The organism is Streptomyces sp., assembly GCF_035644915.1.
Taxonomy (GTDB): Bacteria; Actinomycetota; Actinomycetes; order Streptomycetales; family Streptomycetaceae; genus Streptomyces.
Map to the genome: position 1 here is coordinate 54,034 of NZ_DASQNP010000070.1, position 13,562 is coordinate 67,595.

The 13,562-nt window shown below is 74.5% G+C and carries 15 protein-coding genes; 7 read left to right on the forward strand and 8 right to left on the reverse strand.

All coding sequences use genetic code 11. The features are described from left to right. Window positions 1-51 precede the first annotated feature (51 nt). The 3 genes from VE546_RS07215 to VE546_RS07225 all read right to left on the reverse strand — a co-directional run bounded on the left by VE546_RS07215 (window position 52) and on the right by VE546_RS07225 (window position 1,734). Window positions 52-912 (reverse strand): rod shape-determining protein, encoded by an 861-nt coding sequence (locus tag VE546_RS07215; protein WP_324919744.1) that lies wholly within the window; start codon window positions 910-912, stop codon window positions 52-54. Further along, window positions 909-1,283, reverse strand: a complete 375-nt coding sequence (locus tag VE546_RS07220) for a TraR/DksA family transcriptional regulator (RefSeq protein WP_324919746.1) — start codon at window positions 1,281-1,283, stop codon at window positions 909-911. The genes VE546_RS07215 and VE546_RS07220 overlap by 4 nt, the downstream gene beginning before the upstream one ends. A 124-nt stretch (window positions 1,284-1,407) precedes the next feature. Continuing rightward, window positions 1,408-1,734 carry a TraR/DksA family transcriptional regulator gene (locus VE546_RS07225; protein WP_324919748.1) on the reverse strand — a complete coding sequence of 109 codons (327 nt, stop codon included), beginning with the start codon at window positions 1,732-1,734 and terminating at the stop codon, window positions 1,408-1,410. A 389-nt stretch (window positions 1,735-2,123) separates the two neighbouring features. Between VE546_RS07225 and VE546_RS07230 the strand changes: the two genes are divergently transcribed. From VE546_RS07230 to secD, 4 genes are all read left to right on the forward strand, one after another. Further along, entirely contained in the window at window positions 2,124-3,107 is a 984-nt protein-coding gene (locus VE546_RS07230) for a HAMP domain-containing sensor histidine kinase (protein WP_324919987.1), read from the forward strand. After that, entirely contained in the window at window positions 3,104-3,814 is a 711-nt protein-coding gene (locus VE546_RS07235) for a response regulator transcription factor (RefSeq protein ID WP_324919750.1), read from the forward strand. The genes VE546_RS07230 and VE546_RS07235 overlap by 4 nt, the downstream gene beginning before the upstream one ends. A gap of 77 nt (window positions 3,815-3,891) precedes the next feature. Next, window positions 3,892-4,413 carry a hypothetical protein gene (locus tag VE546_RS07240; RefSeq protein ID WP_324919752.1) on the forward strand — a complete coding sequence of 174 codons (522 nt, stop codon included), beginning with the start codon at window positions 3,892-3,894 and terminating at the stop codon, window positions 4,411-4,413. Between the two features lie 59 nt (window positions 4,414-4,472). Beyond that, window positions 4,473-6,797, forward strand: a complete 2,325-nt coding sequence (gene secD / locus VE546_RS07245) for a protein translocase subunit SecD (RefSeq protein WP_324919754.1) — start codon at window positions 4,473-4,475, stop codon at window positions 6,795-6,797. Between the two features lie 109 nt (window positions 6,798-6,906). On the opposite strand, the gene VE546_RS07250 is transcribed toward secD, so the two are convergent. Continuing rightward, window positions 6,907-7,122 (reverse strand): hypothetical protein, encoded by a 216-nt coding sequence (locus tag VE546_RS07250; RefSeq protein WP_324919756.1) that lies wholly within the window; start codon window positions 7,120-7,122, stop codon window positions 6,907-6,909. 4 nt (window positions 7,123-7,126) lie between these two features. Beyond that, a complete protein-coding gene (gene mca / locus VE546_RS07255) occupies window positions 7,127-7,999 on the reverse strand; it encodes a mycothiol conjugate amidase Mca (protein WP_324919758.1) in 873 nt (290 codons plus the stop codon). 99 nt (window positions 8,000-8,098) lie between these two features. Here mca and VE546_RS07260 point away from each other — a divergent pair, with 99 nt between their 5' ends. Both VE546_RS07260 and greA read left to right on the forward strand, forming a co-directional pair. Further along, window positions 8,099-8,518, forward strand: a complete 420-nt coding sequence (locus tag VE546_RS07260) for a DUF4307 domain-containing protein (RefSeq protein ID WP_324919989.1) — start codon at window positions 8,099-8,101, stop codon at window positions 8,516-8,518. A 140-nt stretch (window positions 8,519-8,658) separates the two neighbouring features. Further along, a complete protein-coding gene (gene greA, locus VE546_RS07265) occupies window positions 8,659-9,156 on the forward strand; it encodes a transcription elongation factor GreA (RefSeq protein WP_324919760.1) in 498 nt (165 codons plus the stop codon). Between the two features lie 117 nt (window positions 9,157-9,273). Here the strand turns inward: greA and VE546_RS07270 are convergent, their stop codons facing one another. The 3 genes from VE546_RS07270 to ilvA form a co-directional block, all read right to left on the reverse strand. Beyond that, complete coding sequence (locus VE546_RS07270; protein ID WP_324919762.1) at window positions 9,274-10,134, reverse strand: ABC transporter permease; 861 nt, start codon at window positions 10,132-10,134, stop codon at window positions 9,274-9,276. Continuing rightward, the gene (locus tag VE546_RS07275; RefSeq protein WP_324919764.1) at window positions 10,131-11,138 is read right to left on the reverse strand and encodes an ATP-binding cassette domain-containing protein; all 1,008 of its coding nucleotides are present in this window, start codon (window positions 11,136-11,138) and stop codon (window positions 10,131-10,133) included. The genes VE546_RS07270 and VE546_RS07275 overlap by 4 nt, the downstream gene beginning before the upstream one ends. A 248-nt stretch (window positions 11,139-11,386) precedes the next feature. After that, entirely contained in the window at window positions 11,387-12,631 is a 1,245-nt protein-coding gene (ilvA, locus tag VE546_RS07280; RefSeq protein WP_324919766.1) for a threonine ammonia-lyase, read from the reverse strand. A 280-nt stretch (window positions 12,632-12,911) separates the two neighbouring features. On the opposite strand from ilvA, the gene VE546_RS07285 reads away from it, so the two are divergent. Then, complete coding sequence (locus tag VE546_RS07285) at window positions 12,912-13,469, forward strand: MarR family transcriptional regulator (RefSeq protein WP_324919768.1); 558 nt, start codon at window positions 12,912-12,914, stop codon at window positions 13,467-13,469. The last annotated feature ends 93 nt before the right edge of the window (window positions 13,470-13,562 follow it).

Here is a 13,562-nt window from a genome sequence, read left to right on the forward strand (position 1 = left end):
GCGTCGCCCTCGCGCCGTGTCCGGACCGCCTCCGCGCCGCCCTTGCGCCGTTCAGCGGTGGGCGTCGTCGGGGTCGGGGGCGAGCGCGGGGTGGCGGCGCGCCGCCAGCAGGGCCGCGGCGGCGCCCCGTACGGCGGCCGTGTGGGGTGCGGGCGCGGGCTGGACGGGGGTGCGCAGCCGCCGGGCCAGGTGGTGGACGACGTCCGGGCGCCGGGCGCCGCCGCCCGACAGCAGCAGGCCGCGGTGGAGGGCGTCGAGCGTCCGCGGGGTCCCGTCCTCGCGCAGCATGCCGGTCACCGTCTCGACGACCGACCCGGCCAGGGCGGCGGCGGTGGTGGACCCGCCGAGGTCGGCGGCGCCCAGGGCGGTGCGGTGGGCGGCGGCCACGGCGCCCCCGGCCAGCAGCGCGATCTCGGTGAGACGGGCCCCGACGTCCACCACCAGCAGCGGTTCGTCCAGGTCGGCGCCCGTGCCCAGGGCGACGGCCCGGACGCTGTCGATGGTCAGGACCGTGCGCGGACGCAGGAACTCCAGCGTCGCCGACGCGGCGGCGCGGTGGTCGCCGCCGCACCCCACGGGGGTGGTGAGGACGACCACGGGGCGGCGGCCGGAGCGGGGCAGGTGGCCGGCCAGCAGGCGGCCGAGCAGCCGGGCGGCGCCCTCGGCGTCGACGATGCCGCCGCGCCGGACGGGACGGGTGCCGCCGGGGCCGGGGGAGGTCACCGTGGGGGCGTCGGCGATCAGGCCCCGGCCGGACAGCCACACCCGGGTGCGGGCGCTGCCCAGGTCGATCGCCAGCCCCGGGGACGGCCGGCGCACCGGCCACGCCCGGTCGCGCAGCGGGGGGAACAGCAGCGGGACCGGGGGCGGCGCCGGCTGGGGTGCCGGGCGCGGCGCCGGGGAGGAGGTCATCGCCCCGCCTCCCCGACCTGCTGGCAGCGCGCGCAGTACCGGGCCTGCGGCACGACCTCCAGGTGGTGCAGGGGGATGGGGCGGGCGCACAGGTGGCAGACGCCGTACCGGCCCCGGTCCATCCGCTCCAGGGCGGCCTCCACGTCGGCGAGGACCATGCGGGCGGACGCCCGGAGCTTGGCGTCGACCTCGGCCAGGCCCGCCGTCCGCCGCCCGCCGTGCCGTCCGTGCCGGGAGCCGGCCCGGGAGCGGGCGAACTCCCGGAGCTGGTCGAGGCGGAACCGGCGCTGCTCCTCCAGGTCCTCCCGCAGTGCGGCCAGCTCCTGGGGGGTGAGTCCGGCGCCGCCGATGTCGGCGGCCTGGTCGTTCACGTGCTTCACGTCCTTGTGTGGGGGGCGCTGGGGCTGGGCGGGGCGCGCGGGAGCGCGGAGGTCGTGGAGGCGGGTGTACGGCCGCCCGTCCGCGCTCCCGGGAGAGGCGCTCCGTCAGGCCGTGTCAGGCCGTGCGCCGCTGGCAGCCGACACAGCAGCGCGCGTACGGCAGGATCTCCAGCCGCTCGGCCGGGATGGCGGTCCCGCAGTCCTGGCAGGTTCCGTAGGTGCCGCGGTCCAGCCGCTCGAAGGCGGCGTCGATCTCCTTCAGCACCCGGCGGACGGCGGCGGCCTGGACCGCCATCAGGTCGTCGGCCGCGTGGTGCTCGTCGTTCTCGACCGCGGCGAGCTGGGAGAGGCGCGAGGTGCGCTCGTGCTCCAGGAGCTGCCGGGCGTCGTGTGCCGTGAGGCGTTCGGGAGGGTCTTCGGCGCGGGCCGCGTCGATCGTCATCGCGGTCGTGGTCCTTCCTGCCGCGGGGGCGTACGGATCGGTGCAACACGGGAGGGCGCGCGGTCCCGTCGTGACGGGGCCGCGCGCCCCTGTGCTCTCCACCATGGACGGCGCGCCGGGCGGTGGCCATCGGTGGCAGCACCCATCCGGGCGGGGGGACGGGCTGTACGCGGCGGGTGGGGGGAGGCGGACGGGGCCGCCGCGGATGGCGGTCGCCCCCGATCGACCGGGGCGCCCCGCCCCCGGCAGGCTGGCCGGAGTCCGGCGGGCCGCGTCCGGCCCGGGCACCGGCGGCACCGGGCGGCGACCGGTCAGCACCGCCCGGCACCGGGCGACAGGAGTGGCGGATAGTGGAGGGGACGCAGGTGATCGAGGAGGTCGTGCGCACCGTGTCCCTGTTCTGGCGGATCTTCGGGCTCAACGCCGTGGTGCTCGGCACGGCCACGGCGCTGCTGCTGTGGGCGCCGGTGACCGTCTCGGTGCCGGTGCTGCTCACCGAGGCCCTCGTCCTGGTGGGCGGCCTGGCCGTCATGCTGGTGGCCAACGCCGCCCTGCTGCGCGTCGGCCTGGCCCCGCTGGAGCGGCTGACCCGCCTGATGACCACGGTCGACCTGCTCCGCCCGGGCCAGCGGCTGCCGGTCGCCGGCCACGGCGGGGTCGCCGACCTGATCCGCACCTTCAACGACATGCTCGACCGGCTGGAGGCCGAGCGCGCCGCCAGCAGCGCCCGCGTGCTCTCCGCCCAGGAGGCCGAGCGGCGCCGCATCGCCCAGGAGCTCCACGACGAGGTGGGCCAGAGCATGACGGCCGTCCTGCTGGAGCTGAAGCGGGCCGCGGACCGCACGTCCGACCGGGAACTGCGCGCCGAACTGCAGCACGCCCAGGAGACCACCCGCGAGAGCCTGGACGAGGTGCGGCGGCTCGCCCGCCGGCTGCGTCCCGGCGTGCTGGAGGACCTCGGCCTGGTCAGCGCCCTGACCGCGCTGGCCACCGACTTCTCCACCCACACCGGGCTGGCCGTGCGGCGCCGCCTGGACGCCGACCTGCCACCGCTGGACCGGGAGAGGGAACTCGTGCTCTACCGCGTCGCCCAGGAGAGCCTGACCAACGCCGCCCGCCACGCCGACGCCGGGAACGTCGAGCTGCGGCTGCGGCGCACCGCCGACGGCGTGGTGCTGAGCGTGAGCGACGACGGCCGGGGGCTGGGCGCCGCCCGCGAGGGCGCCGGAATCCGCGGCATGCGGGAGCGCGCGCTGCTGGTCGGGGCCGCCCTGGACATCGACTCCGCCCCCGGCGGCGGCACCCGGGTGCGGCTGTCCGTGCCCACGGCCGAGGACGCGTCCGCCCCGGGAACGGCGGAGGCGGTCGCATGACCGGCCCGATCACCGGCCCGACGGCTGTCCCGGCGACCGGCCCGGCCGTGCCGGAGCGGGGCGCCACCCGCATCCTGCTCGCCGACGACCACGCGCTGGTCCGCCGCGGGGTACGGCTCATCCTCGACGGCGAGCCGGACCTGTGCGTGGTCGCCGAGGCCGGCGACGGCGCCGAGGCGGTCGCCGCGGCCCGCGAGCACCCCGCCGACCTGGCCGTCCTCGACGTCGCCATGCCGCGCATGACCGGCCTGCAGGCGGCCCGCGAGCTGTCCGCCCGCCACCCGGGCCTGCGCATCCTGATGCTGACGATGTACGACAACGAGCAGTACCTCTTCGAGGCCCTCAAGGCCGGCGCCTCGGGGTACGTGCTGAAGTCGGTGGCCGACCGCGACCTGGTCGAGGCGTGCCGCGCGGCGATGCGCGGCGAGCCGTTCCTCTACCCCGGCGCGGTCACCGCGCTGATCCGCAACTACCTCGACCGCGTCCGGCAGGGCGAGGACGTCCCCGAGCGGGTGCTCACCGCCCGCGAGGAGGAGGTGCTCAAACTGGTGGCCGAGGGGCACTCCTCGAAGGAGATCGCCGAGACACTGGTCATCAGCGTCAAGACCGTCGAGCGCCACCGTGCGAACATGCTGCACAAGCTCGGTCTGCGGGACCGTCTGGAGCTGACCCGCTACGCGATCCGGGCGGGACTGATCGAGCCCTGAGCCGCGGCGCCACGGAGCGTCCGCGGCACCACGCGTCCCGGCCGGGAACCGCCCGGGAACCCCGAGGAGGAGGCGGCATGGCGCAGCGGACCACCGCGTCCTCCGCCCGGGCGGTGCGGCACCGGGCGGTGTGCCGCCGGCCGGACGCGCGCCCGGCCCGCGGCGCGGCCGGGGTGCTCCTGGCGGTGGTGGTCCTCCTGTTGGGAGCCCTGGCACCCTCCGCCGGGGCCGGGACCGCCGGCGGCACGCCGTGGCCGTGGGGCGGGTACGGCACCCCGTACGAGCACGAGCACGAGCACGAGCACGAGTACGAGGCCGACGCGCACCCCGCCTCCCCCCACGCGGCCCTCCCCGCCGGCCCGTACGCCGCCGGCGCGCCCTGCCCGGCCGGGTGCGACCGGCCGCCGCTGCTGTACCGGGCCGCCGCCGGGGAGCGGCACGCCGCGCACCCGGGCGGCGCGGCGCTGCCGGGGGGCGCCCACCTCCCCGGGCCCGCCGCGGGGGCGCGCCCGTCCGCCCTCCCGCCGGCCGCCGCCGGTCCCCTCCTGCACACCGCCCGCCATCCGGGCCGGGCGCCGCCGCCCGCGCGGGGCACCTGACGTTCCCGTCCCGTTCCACCGCGGCCGGACCGGCCGCGGTGCCCCGCAGGAGGAATCCCGTGAAACGCGCCACCCTGGTGCGGGCGCTCCTCGCCCTCACCGTCGTCGCCCTGTCCGTCTACTTCACCGTCACCACCTCCCCCCGCCTCGGGCTCGATCTGCGCGGCGGCACCCAGATCGTGCTGGAGACCCGCGACTCGCCCACCGCCCGGGCCGACCGGGAGGCCACCGACCGCACCCTCGAAGTGCTCCGCCGCCGGGTCGACGCGCTCGGCGTCGCCGAGCCCGGCATCGCCCGGTCCGGGGACAGGCGGATCATCGTCGAGCTGCCCGGCCTCCAGGACCCGCGCGAGGCCGCCGACGTCCTCGGCCGTACCGCCCAGCTCTCCTTCCACCCCGTCCTGGGCGTCGCCGGGGAAGACCGGAAGGCGGAGAAGGCGGGGGAGGGGGAGCGCGTGCTGCCCGACGAGTCCGGGCAGCGGCTGCGGCTGGGCCCGGCCGAGCTCACCGGGGCCGAGGTGGCGGACGCCGAGGCCCAGCTCGACCAGCAGACCGGCGGCGGCTGGTTCGTCACCGTCGACCTGCGCGGCAGGGGGAAGGACGCGTGGGCCGAGCTGACCGGCGAGGCCGCCTGCGCGCAGCCGGGCGACCCCAGGCGCCGGGTCGCGATCGTCCTGGACGACCGGGTCATCTCCTCGCCGCAGGTCGATCCCTCGGTCGCCTGCGACACCGGCATCACCGGCGGGTCCACCCAGATCACCGGCAGCTTCAGCCAGGAGGAGGCCAAGGAACTGGCGCTGCTCATCGACGGCGGCGCGCTGCCGGTGCCGGTGGAGATCATCGAGCAGCGGACCGTCGGTCCGACCCTGGGCGCCGAGGCCATCAGGGCCAGCGCCTGGGCCGCCGTCATCGGCACGGCGCTGACCGCGCTGTTCATCATCGCCGTCTACCGGCTCCTGGGCGCCCTGGCCGCCGTGGCGCTGGCCTGCTACGGGCTCATCTCCTACGCCGCGCTGGTCGCGCTCGGCGCCACCCTCACCCTGCCGGGCCTGGCCGGCTTCGTGCTGGCGATCGGCATGGCCGTGGACGCCAACGTGCTGGTCTTCGAACGCGCCCGGGAGGAGTACGCCGCCCGCCGCGGCAGGAGCCTGCGCACCGCCGTCACGGAGGGCTTCCGCAACGCCCTCAGCGCCATCGCCGACTCCAACATCACCACGCTGCTCGCCGCCGGGCTGCTGTTCTTCTTCGCCTCCGGGCCGGTGCGCGGGTTCGGCGTGACGCTCTCCATCGGCGTGCTGGCCTCCATGGTCAGCGCCCTGATCGTCACCCGGGTGCTGGTGGAGTTCGCCGTCGCCCGCCGCACGGTCCGGGAGCACCCCCAGGTCACCGGGATCGCCCGCGTGGGCAAGGTGCGGGAGTGGCTGACCGAACGGCAGCCGGACCTGATGCGCCACCGGCGGCGCTGGCTGGCCGCCTCCCTCGCCGCCGTCGTCCTGGCCGGCTCGGGGATCGCGGTGCGCGGTCTGGAGTTCGGGGTGGAGTTCACCGGCGGGCGGCTGATCGAGTACTCCACCACCCGGCCCGTCGATCCCGAACAGGCCCGCTCCGCGCTGGCCGACGCGGGCTTCCCCCGCGCGGTCGTGCAGTCCTCGGGGGACGACGACCTCACGGTGCGCACCGAGGAGCTGTCCAACGCGCAGGAGGCCGAGGTGGCCGAGACGCTCGGCGAGCTCGGCGGCGGGGTGGAGAAGGTCCGCGACGAGCTGATCGGCCCCAGCCTGGGGGAGGAGCTGCGCCGGGGCGCCCTGATCGCCCTCGGCATCGCCCTGGCCGCCCAGATGCTCTACCTGGCCATCCGCTTCCGGTGGACCTTCGGGGCGGCGGCGGTCGTCGCGATGGCCCACGACGTGCTGGTCCTCGTCGGCGTCTTCGCCTGGCTGGGCAAGCCGGTCGACGGGGTGTTCCTGGCCGCGCTGCTCACCGTGATCGGCTACTCGGTCAACGACTCGGTGGTGGTCTTCGACCGGGTCCGCGAGCTGTGGGCCGCCAACCGCAGGACGCCCTTCGCGCAGGTCGCCAACGCCGCGATCCTCCAGACCGTGCCCCGGACGGTCAACACCGGCATGGGCGCGCTGTTCATCCTGGCCGCGCTCGCCGTGCTCGGCGGCGACACCCTGACGGACTTCGCCCTGGCGCTGCTGATCGGCATCACGGTGGGCACCTGGTCCTCGATGTTCACCGCGACCCCCGTCGCCATCGAGCTGGAGGCCCGCAGCAGCGCCCCGCCGCCCCGCAGGGGCGGGAAGTCCTCCGTCGCCACCCTGTCCCGCTCCGGCCGGCGGCCGGAGCGCAGGAAGCCCGGCGACACCGGCGCCCAGGTGTGAGCCGGGCCCGGGCCCGGTGAGCGCCCGGCCGTGAGCGCACCGGCGCGCCGTCGTACGCCTGCCAGGTGTACGACGGCGCGCCGGCGTGTGCGTGCGCGCGTGCGCGGGGTCAGGACCGCCGGGCGTCCCCGGAGGGCTGCTCCTCGAAGTCGACCTTCCCGATGTGGCGGTTCATCGACTTCAGCAGCATCCAGACGGCCAGGCCCAGCGCGGCGAAGACCAGGAAGCCGAGGATTCCGGGCGTCACCTTGTTCTCGTCGAACTCCTTGGCGAGGTCGACGAGGCCGGGGGCGTGGGTCAGGGCGAGGGAGGTGGTCGGGCTCATGCCGTCAATTGTCGCGGATGCCCGCGAAGAGGTCGTCCTCGGGGAGGGAGGTGTCCACCAGGGACTTCGCCAGCTCGTACTCCTCCGTCGGCCAGACCTCCCTCTGGATCTCCAGCGGGACCTTGAACCAGCCGCCGTCGGGGTCGATCTGGGTGGCGTGGGCGATCAGCGCCTTGTCCCGGATCTCGAAGAAGTCCGCGCAGGGCACGTACGTGGTCAGCGTGCGCTCGGGCCGCTGGAACTCGTCCCAGCGCTTGAGCCACTCCTCGTAGGGCGACTCCAGGCCGCGCTCCAGCATCGCGTTGTGGAGGGCGAGGGTGCGGGGGCGGTTGAAGCCCTGGTTGTAGTAGAGCTTCAGCGGCTGCCAGGGCTCGCCCGCCTCCGGGTACCGCTCGGGGTCGCCCGCGGCGTCGAAGGCCACCATCGTGATCTTGTGGGTCATGATGTGGTCCGGGTGCGGGTAGCCGCCGTTCTCGTCGTACGTCGTGATGACCTGCGGCTTGAAGGAGCGGATCAGCTTCACCAGCCGTCCGGCCGCCTCCTCCACGTCCTGGAGGGCGAAGCAGCCCTCCGGCAGCGGCGGCAGCGGGTCGCCCTCGGGCAGGCCCGAGTCGACGAAGCCCAGCCACTCCTGCTTCACGCCCAGGATCTCGCGGGCCTCGGCCATCTCCTTGGCCCGTACCTCGTGGATGTGCTCCTCGATGTACGGGTCGCCCTGGAGCTTGGGGTTGAGGATGGAACCGCGCTCACCGCCCGTGCAGGTCACGACCAGCACGTCCACCCCTTCGGACACGTACTTCGCCATGGTCGCCGCACCCTTGCTCGACTCGTCGTCGGGGTGCGCGTGCACGGCCATCAGTCTGAGCTGTTCAGTCAAGGCTCGATCCTCGTTACCTGGTCACGGGAGACGGCTTCTATAGTGACCGAAACGGCATCCGCTTGTATTCCCGATGAGGACCGACAGGACGTGACCCCGATGACCTCGGCGACCCCGGCCCGCGACGGGCTCCCCCAGGGGCGGTACGGACGCTCCGGGGACGAGCGCGCGGACCGCCGGCTGAAGGCGGTCGGCGCGGTGCTGGGCGTGGTGTTCCTGGCGGTGATCGGCTGGTTCGGGGTGTCGTACGTGGGAGGCACCCAGGTCAGCGGCGAACTGATCAAGTTCGACGTGGTCTCCGACCGGGAGGTCGCCGTCCACCTGGAGATCCGCAAGGACGCGGACGTCACGGGCGTGTGCACCGTCAGCTCGCTCTCCAGGGACGGCGCCGAGGTCGGGCGTGCGGACTTCACCTTCGACCAGCGGCGGAGCCGGATCGACGAGGTCGTCACCCTCCGCACCACCGAGCGGGCGACCAGCGCCCGGCTGGTCGGCTGTACGGCGGCCGACGGAACCTGACGATCTTCCCCGAGCCCCGGCGGTTGACCTTCTTCCCTTTTCCGGCGGAATTGTTAGGCTCGTGGTTTCGCCCACCCATGAAGGCGCACGCTTGCGGGTAGGGCGTTGCTTTATATCCCGAGTACCGACGAGGAGCACCTGTGACCCAGACCAGCGACAACGTCACCTGGCTCACCCAGGAGGCGTACGACCAGCTCAAGGCCGAGCTGGAGTACCTGTCGGGTCCTGCCCGCGCCGAGATCGCCAAGAAGATCGAGGCGGCCCGCGAGGAGGGTGACCTCCGTGAGAACGGCGGTTACCACGCGGCCAAGGAGGAGCAGGGCAAGCAGGAGCTGAGGGTACGCCAGCTCACCCAGTTGCTGGAGAACGCCAAGGTCGGCGAGCCCCCGGCGGACACCGGCGTGGTCGCACCCGGCATGGTGGTCACCGTCGCGTTCGACGGCGACGAGGACGACACGCTGACCTTCCTCCTCGCCTCCCGTGAGTACGCGAGCTCGGACGTCGAGACCTACTCCCCGCAGTCCCCGCTGGGCTCGGCCGTGAACGGCAAGAAGGTCGGCTCGGACGCGCAGTACGAGCTGCCCAACGGCAAGCAGGCGTCGGTGAGGATCCTCGACGCCAAGCCGTACCAGGGCTGACCTCCGCGCGCCCCCGCGCACCCGCACGCCCCAGACGAACGCCCCCGGCGGTCACGGGACGTCCCGTGACCGCCGGGGGCGGTGTGCCGCGTGCCGGGCGGGCCTGCGCCGGCCGGGTCAGGCGGCCGAGCGGTACTTGCGCACCGCCAGGGTGCGGAAGAGCGCGATGATCAGCACCGACCACAGCAGCGAGGCCAGCTCCGGGTTCTGCATGGGCCAGGCGTCGGGCGCCCGGTAGCCCGCCGGGAGGTTGCCGAACAGCTCGCGGGCCGCCAGCACGGTGGCGCTGAACGGGTTCCACTCGGCGATGTGCTGGAGGAAGGACGGCATGTTCTCCGACGGCACGAAGGCGATCGAGATGAACGTCAGCGGGAACAGCCAGATCAGCCCGCCGGAGGTCGCCGCCTCCGGGGTGCGCACGGACAGGCCGATCAGCGCGCCGATCCAGGTGAAGGCGTACCCCAGCAGGAGCAGCAGGCCGAAGCCCGCCAGCGCCTTGAGGACGCCCTCGTGGGCCCGCCAGCCGACGAGCAGCGCCACGACGGCCAGCACCACCAGGGTCAGCGCGGTCTGGACGAGGTCGGCGAGGGTCCGGCCGGTGAGGACCGCGCCGCGTGCCATCGGCAGGGAGCGGAAGCGGTCGATGAGGCCCTTGTGCATGTCCTCGGCGATGCCCGCGCCCGCGCCGGCCGTGGCGAAGGTGACCGTCTGGGCGAAGATGCCCGCCATCAGGAACTCGCGGTAGGCGTCCGGGTCCAGGCCGGCGCCGGGGATGTTGATCGAGCCGCCGAAGACGTAGCTGAACAGCACCACGAACATGATCGGCTGGATCAGGCCGAAGATGACCACTTCCGGGATGCGGAGCATCCGGATCAGGTTGCGCTGGGCGATGATCAGCGAGTCCGTCAGGGACTGGCGGAGGCCGCCGCCCGACGAGGGGACCCGGGTGGCGGTCGCCGGGCCGGTGGTGGTGCTCACTGGACACTCTCCTTCCGAGCGGCGGGGCGGCCGGCGCTCCCGGGGACGTCTTCGCCGCCGGTCTCCTCGGCGGCGTGGCCGGTCAGCGAGATGAACACGTCGTCGAGGGTCGGACGGCGCAGGCCGATGTCGTCGATCTCGACGCCGCGGGCGTCCAGCTCGCGGATGGCCTCGGCGAGCAGCTTGGCGCCGCCGACCACCGGGACGGTCAGCTTGCGGGTGTGCTCCTCCAGGGTGACCGCGCCCTTGCCGATGCCGCGCAGGACCTCCTCGGCGGTGCCGATGGTGTCGCGCTCGTGCACGACCACCTCGATGCGCTCGCCGCCGATCTGCGCCTTGAGCTGGTCGGAGGTGCCGCGGGCGATGACCCGCCCGTGGTCGACGACCGCGATGTCGTGGGCGAGGCGGTCGGCCTCCTCCAGGTACTGCGTGGTCAGCAGCAGCGTGGTGCCGCCGGAGACCAGCTCCTCGATGACCTCCCACAGCGCCTGGCGGTTGCGGGGGTCCAGGCCGGTGGTCGGCTCGTCCATGAACATCACGGGCGGGCTGACGACCAGCGCGGCGGCGAGGTCGAGCCGGCGGCGCATGCCGCCGGAGTACGTCTTGGTGGTCCGGTCGGCGGCCTCGGTGAGGTTGAACCGCTCCAGCAGCTCGTCCGCCCGGCGCTTCGCGTCACGTGCGGACATCTGGTAGAGGCGGCCGACCATCTGGAGGTTCTCCCGGCCCGTCAGGTACTCGTCGACGGCGGCGAACTGTCCCGACAGGCCGATGGAGCGGCGGACCTCGTGGGGATGGGCGAGGACGTCGATCCCCGCCACGACGGCGCGGCCGCTGTCGGGCCGCAGCAGGGTGGTCAGCACACGGACGGTGGTGGTCTTCCCGGCGCCGTTCGGCCCCAGCAGGCCCAGCACGGTGCCTTCCGGGACGTCGAGGTCGACACCGTCCAGAGCCCTGACGTCGCCGAAGGTCTTGACCAGCCCCTCGGCGTAGATGGCACCTGGCATGGAGTTCTCCCATGGGTGTGGGTGGTCGTGAAAGTCGGAAGGGATTCGTCCGTGCCGGACGTGTCCGGCACGGACGGGAACGCGCGGTCACACCGCGGGCACGGTGTGGGTCAGCACTATGCACGACGCGATATATCGCGTCAAATCAATCGCGATACGCGATGGTCCGTGCCGTGTCCGCCCGGTGCCCGCGGCATCCTCCCGGGACGGCCGAGGCACCCGGGGCGCGCCGGGCGCCCGCGCCCGACTCAGCCCATCACCGTGTAACCGGCACGACGGAGCGCCGCCGTCACCTCGGCGCAGTGCTGTGGACCCTTGGTCTCCAGATGCACCTCCACCTCCGCCTCCGTGAGCCCGAGGCGGGGATCGGTCCGTACGTGGCTCACGTCGAGGACGTTAGCGTCCGCCACTGACAACTCCCCCAGGAGCGCGGCCAGCGCCCCCGGCCGGTCCGTCAGCCGCAGCCGGAGCGACAGGTACCGCCCCGCCGCCGCCATGCCGTGCCGCAGCGTCCGCTGCAGCACCAGCGGATCGACGTTGCCCCCGGAGAGCACGGCCACCACCGGCCCCTCGAAGGACTCCGGGTCGGACAGCAGGGCCGCCACCGGACTGGCCCCGGCGGGTTCGACGACGAGCTTGGCCCGCTCCAGGCAGAGCAGCAGCGCGCTGGAGAGCGCGTCCTCGGACACCGTACGGACCTCGTCCACCAGTTCGCCAACGATTTTGAACGGCACGTCGCCGGGCCGCCCGACCTTGATGCCGTCCGCCATCGTCGAGACCGACTCCAGCGCCACCGGGCGGCCGGCGGCCAGCGAGGGCGGGTACGCCGCCGCGCCCTCGGCCTGCACCCCGATCACGCGCACGTCCGGACGGAGCGACTTCACCGCCAGCGCCACCCCGGCCACCAGCCCGCCGCCGCCGACGCCGACGACGATCGTGCGCACCTCCGGGCACTGCTCCAGGATCTCCAGGCCGACCGTGCCCTGCCCGGCCACGACGTCGGGGTGGTCGAAGGGGTGGATGAAGACCGCGCCGGTCTCGGCCGCGTACTCCTGCGCCGCCCGCAGCGTCTCGTCCACCACCTGCCCGTGCAGCCGCACCCGGGCGCCGTAGTCGCGCGTCGCGGCCACCTTCGGCAGCGGCGCGCCCGCCGGCATGAAGACCGTCGAGCGCACCCCGAGCAGGGAGGCGGCCAGGGCGACGCCCTGCGCGTGGTTGCCCGCGCTGGCCGCGACGACCCCGCGGGCCCGCTCCCGCGCGGGCATCGCGGCGATCCGCACGTACGCGCCGCGCACCTTGAACGAGCCGGTGCGCTGGAGGTTCTCGCACTTGAGGTGGACCGGTGCGCCCACCAGTTCGCTCAGGTGACGGCTGCCCTCCAGCGCCGTCACCCGGGCCACCCCGGAGAGCGTCTTCTGGGCGGCCCTGATGTCGTCGAGGGAGAGGGCCGGAGCGTCATCGGGACCGGTGTGCCGGTCAGGGCTTGCGACCATGCCGCCAGTCTGGCAGCCCGGTGCCGCGACGGCGCCCCCCGGACCGCCTCCGGACCGTGTCCCCGACCGTTTCCCGGGCCGTCCCGCGGGGCTTTCCGGAGCGTCCCCGGAGCGTTCCGGGACCGTCCGCGGAGGGGCCCGACGGCGGTCACCTGCGGCGCCGCGGACGGTGCCGGCCTATTCGTACGGCGCCGGTACGGGGCGGGCCCGGGCCGCGTACTCTGTGGCAAACCCTCAGACCGTCGTACCCCCGTACTTCCATAGAAGCGAGCAACCGGCCATGCCCACGCACCCGGACATGACGACCGCCCACCCCCACGACGAAACGAGCGACGCCAGCGTGTCCCCCACACCCAGCCCCGCGGACCGGGACCAGGAACGGGACGACCCCACCGCCCTCCTCGACGCCCTCCAGCACCAGGTCGCCCTCTTCGCGCGCCGTGCGGAGCAGACCCGGCTCGGCGGTGTCGGACAGGCCCGCAACTCCATGGACCGGGCCGCGTACCTGCTGCTCAACCGGCTCGACCAGGACGGACCGACGGGCGTCAAGGCGCTCGCCGCGGGCATGGGGATCGACTCCTCGACCGTGACCCGCCAGGTGGCGCCGCTGGTCGAGTCCGGCCTCGTCAAGCGCACCTCGCACCCCGACGACGGCCGCGCGGTCGTCCTCCAGCTCTCCCCCCGCGGCGTCTCGCGGCTGGAGCAGGTCCGCGCCTCGCGGCGCGAGTTGATGGCGCTGCTGACGCGGGAGTGGAGCGAGGACGAGCGCACCGTCTTCTGCGACCTGCTCACGCGCTTCAACCAGGCGCTGTCGGACATCCAGGCGGCGAACTCCTGACCCCCGCCGGCGCCCCCTCGGCGCGCCGCGCGTCCTGACCGGCCGGCGGCCCGCCCGCGTCCCATGGAGTACGGGGAGGCGCGGGCGGGCCGC

Coding starts and splice junctions, on each gene's coding strand:
- VE546_RS07215 (WP_324919744.1), bottom strand. CDS start 912: ATGACCTCCTCCCCGGCGCCGCGCCCGGCACCCCAGCCGGCGCCGCCC.
- VE546_RS07225 (WP_324919748.1), bottom strand. CDS start 1,734: ATGACGATCGACGCGGCCCGCGCCGAAGACCCTCCCGAACGCCTCACG.
- VE546_RS07235 (WP_324919750.1), top strand. CDS start 3,104: ATGACCGGCCCGATCACCGGCCCGACGGCTGTCCCGGCGACCGGCCCG.
- VE546_RS07240 (WP_324919752.1), top strand. CDS start 3,892: ATGGCGCAGCGGACCACCGCGTCCTCCGCCCGGGCGGTGCGGCACCGG.
- VE546_RS07250 (WP_324919756.1), bottom strand. CDS start 7,122: ATGAGCCCGACCACCTCCCTCGCCCTGACCCACGCCCCCGGCCTCGTC.
- VE546_RS07260 (WP_324919989.1), top strand. CDS start 8,099: ATGACCTCGGCGACCCCGGCCCGCGACGGGCTCCCCCAGGGGCGGTAC.
- VE546_RS07275 (WP_324919764.1), bottom strand. CDS start 11,138: ATGCCAGGTGCCATCTACGCCGAGGGGCTGGTCAAGACCTTCGGCGAC.
- ilvA (WP_324919766.1), bottom strand. CDS start 12,631: ATGGTCGCAAGCCCTGACCGGCACACCGGTCCCGATGACGCTCCGGCC.
- VE546_RS07285 (WP_324919768.1), top strand. CDS start 12,912: ATGCCCACGCACCCGGACATGACGACCGCCCACCCCCACGACGAAACG.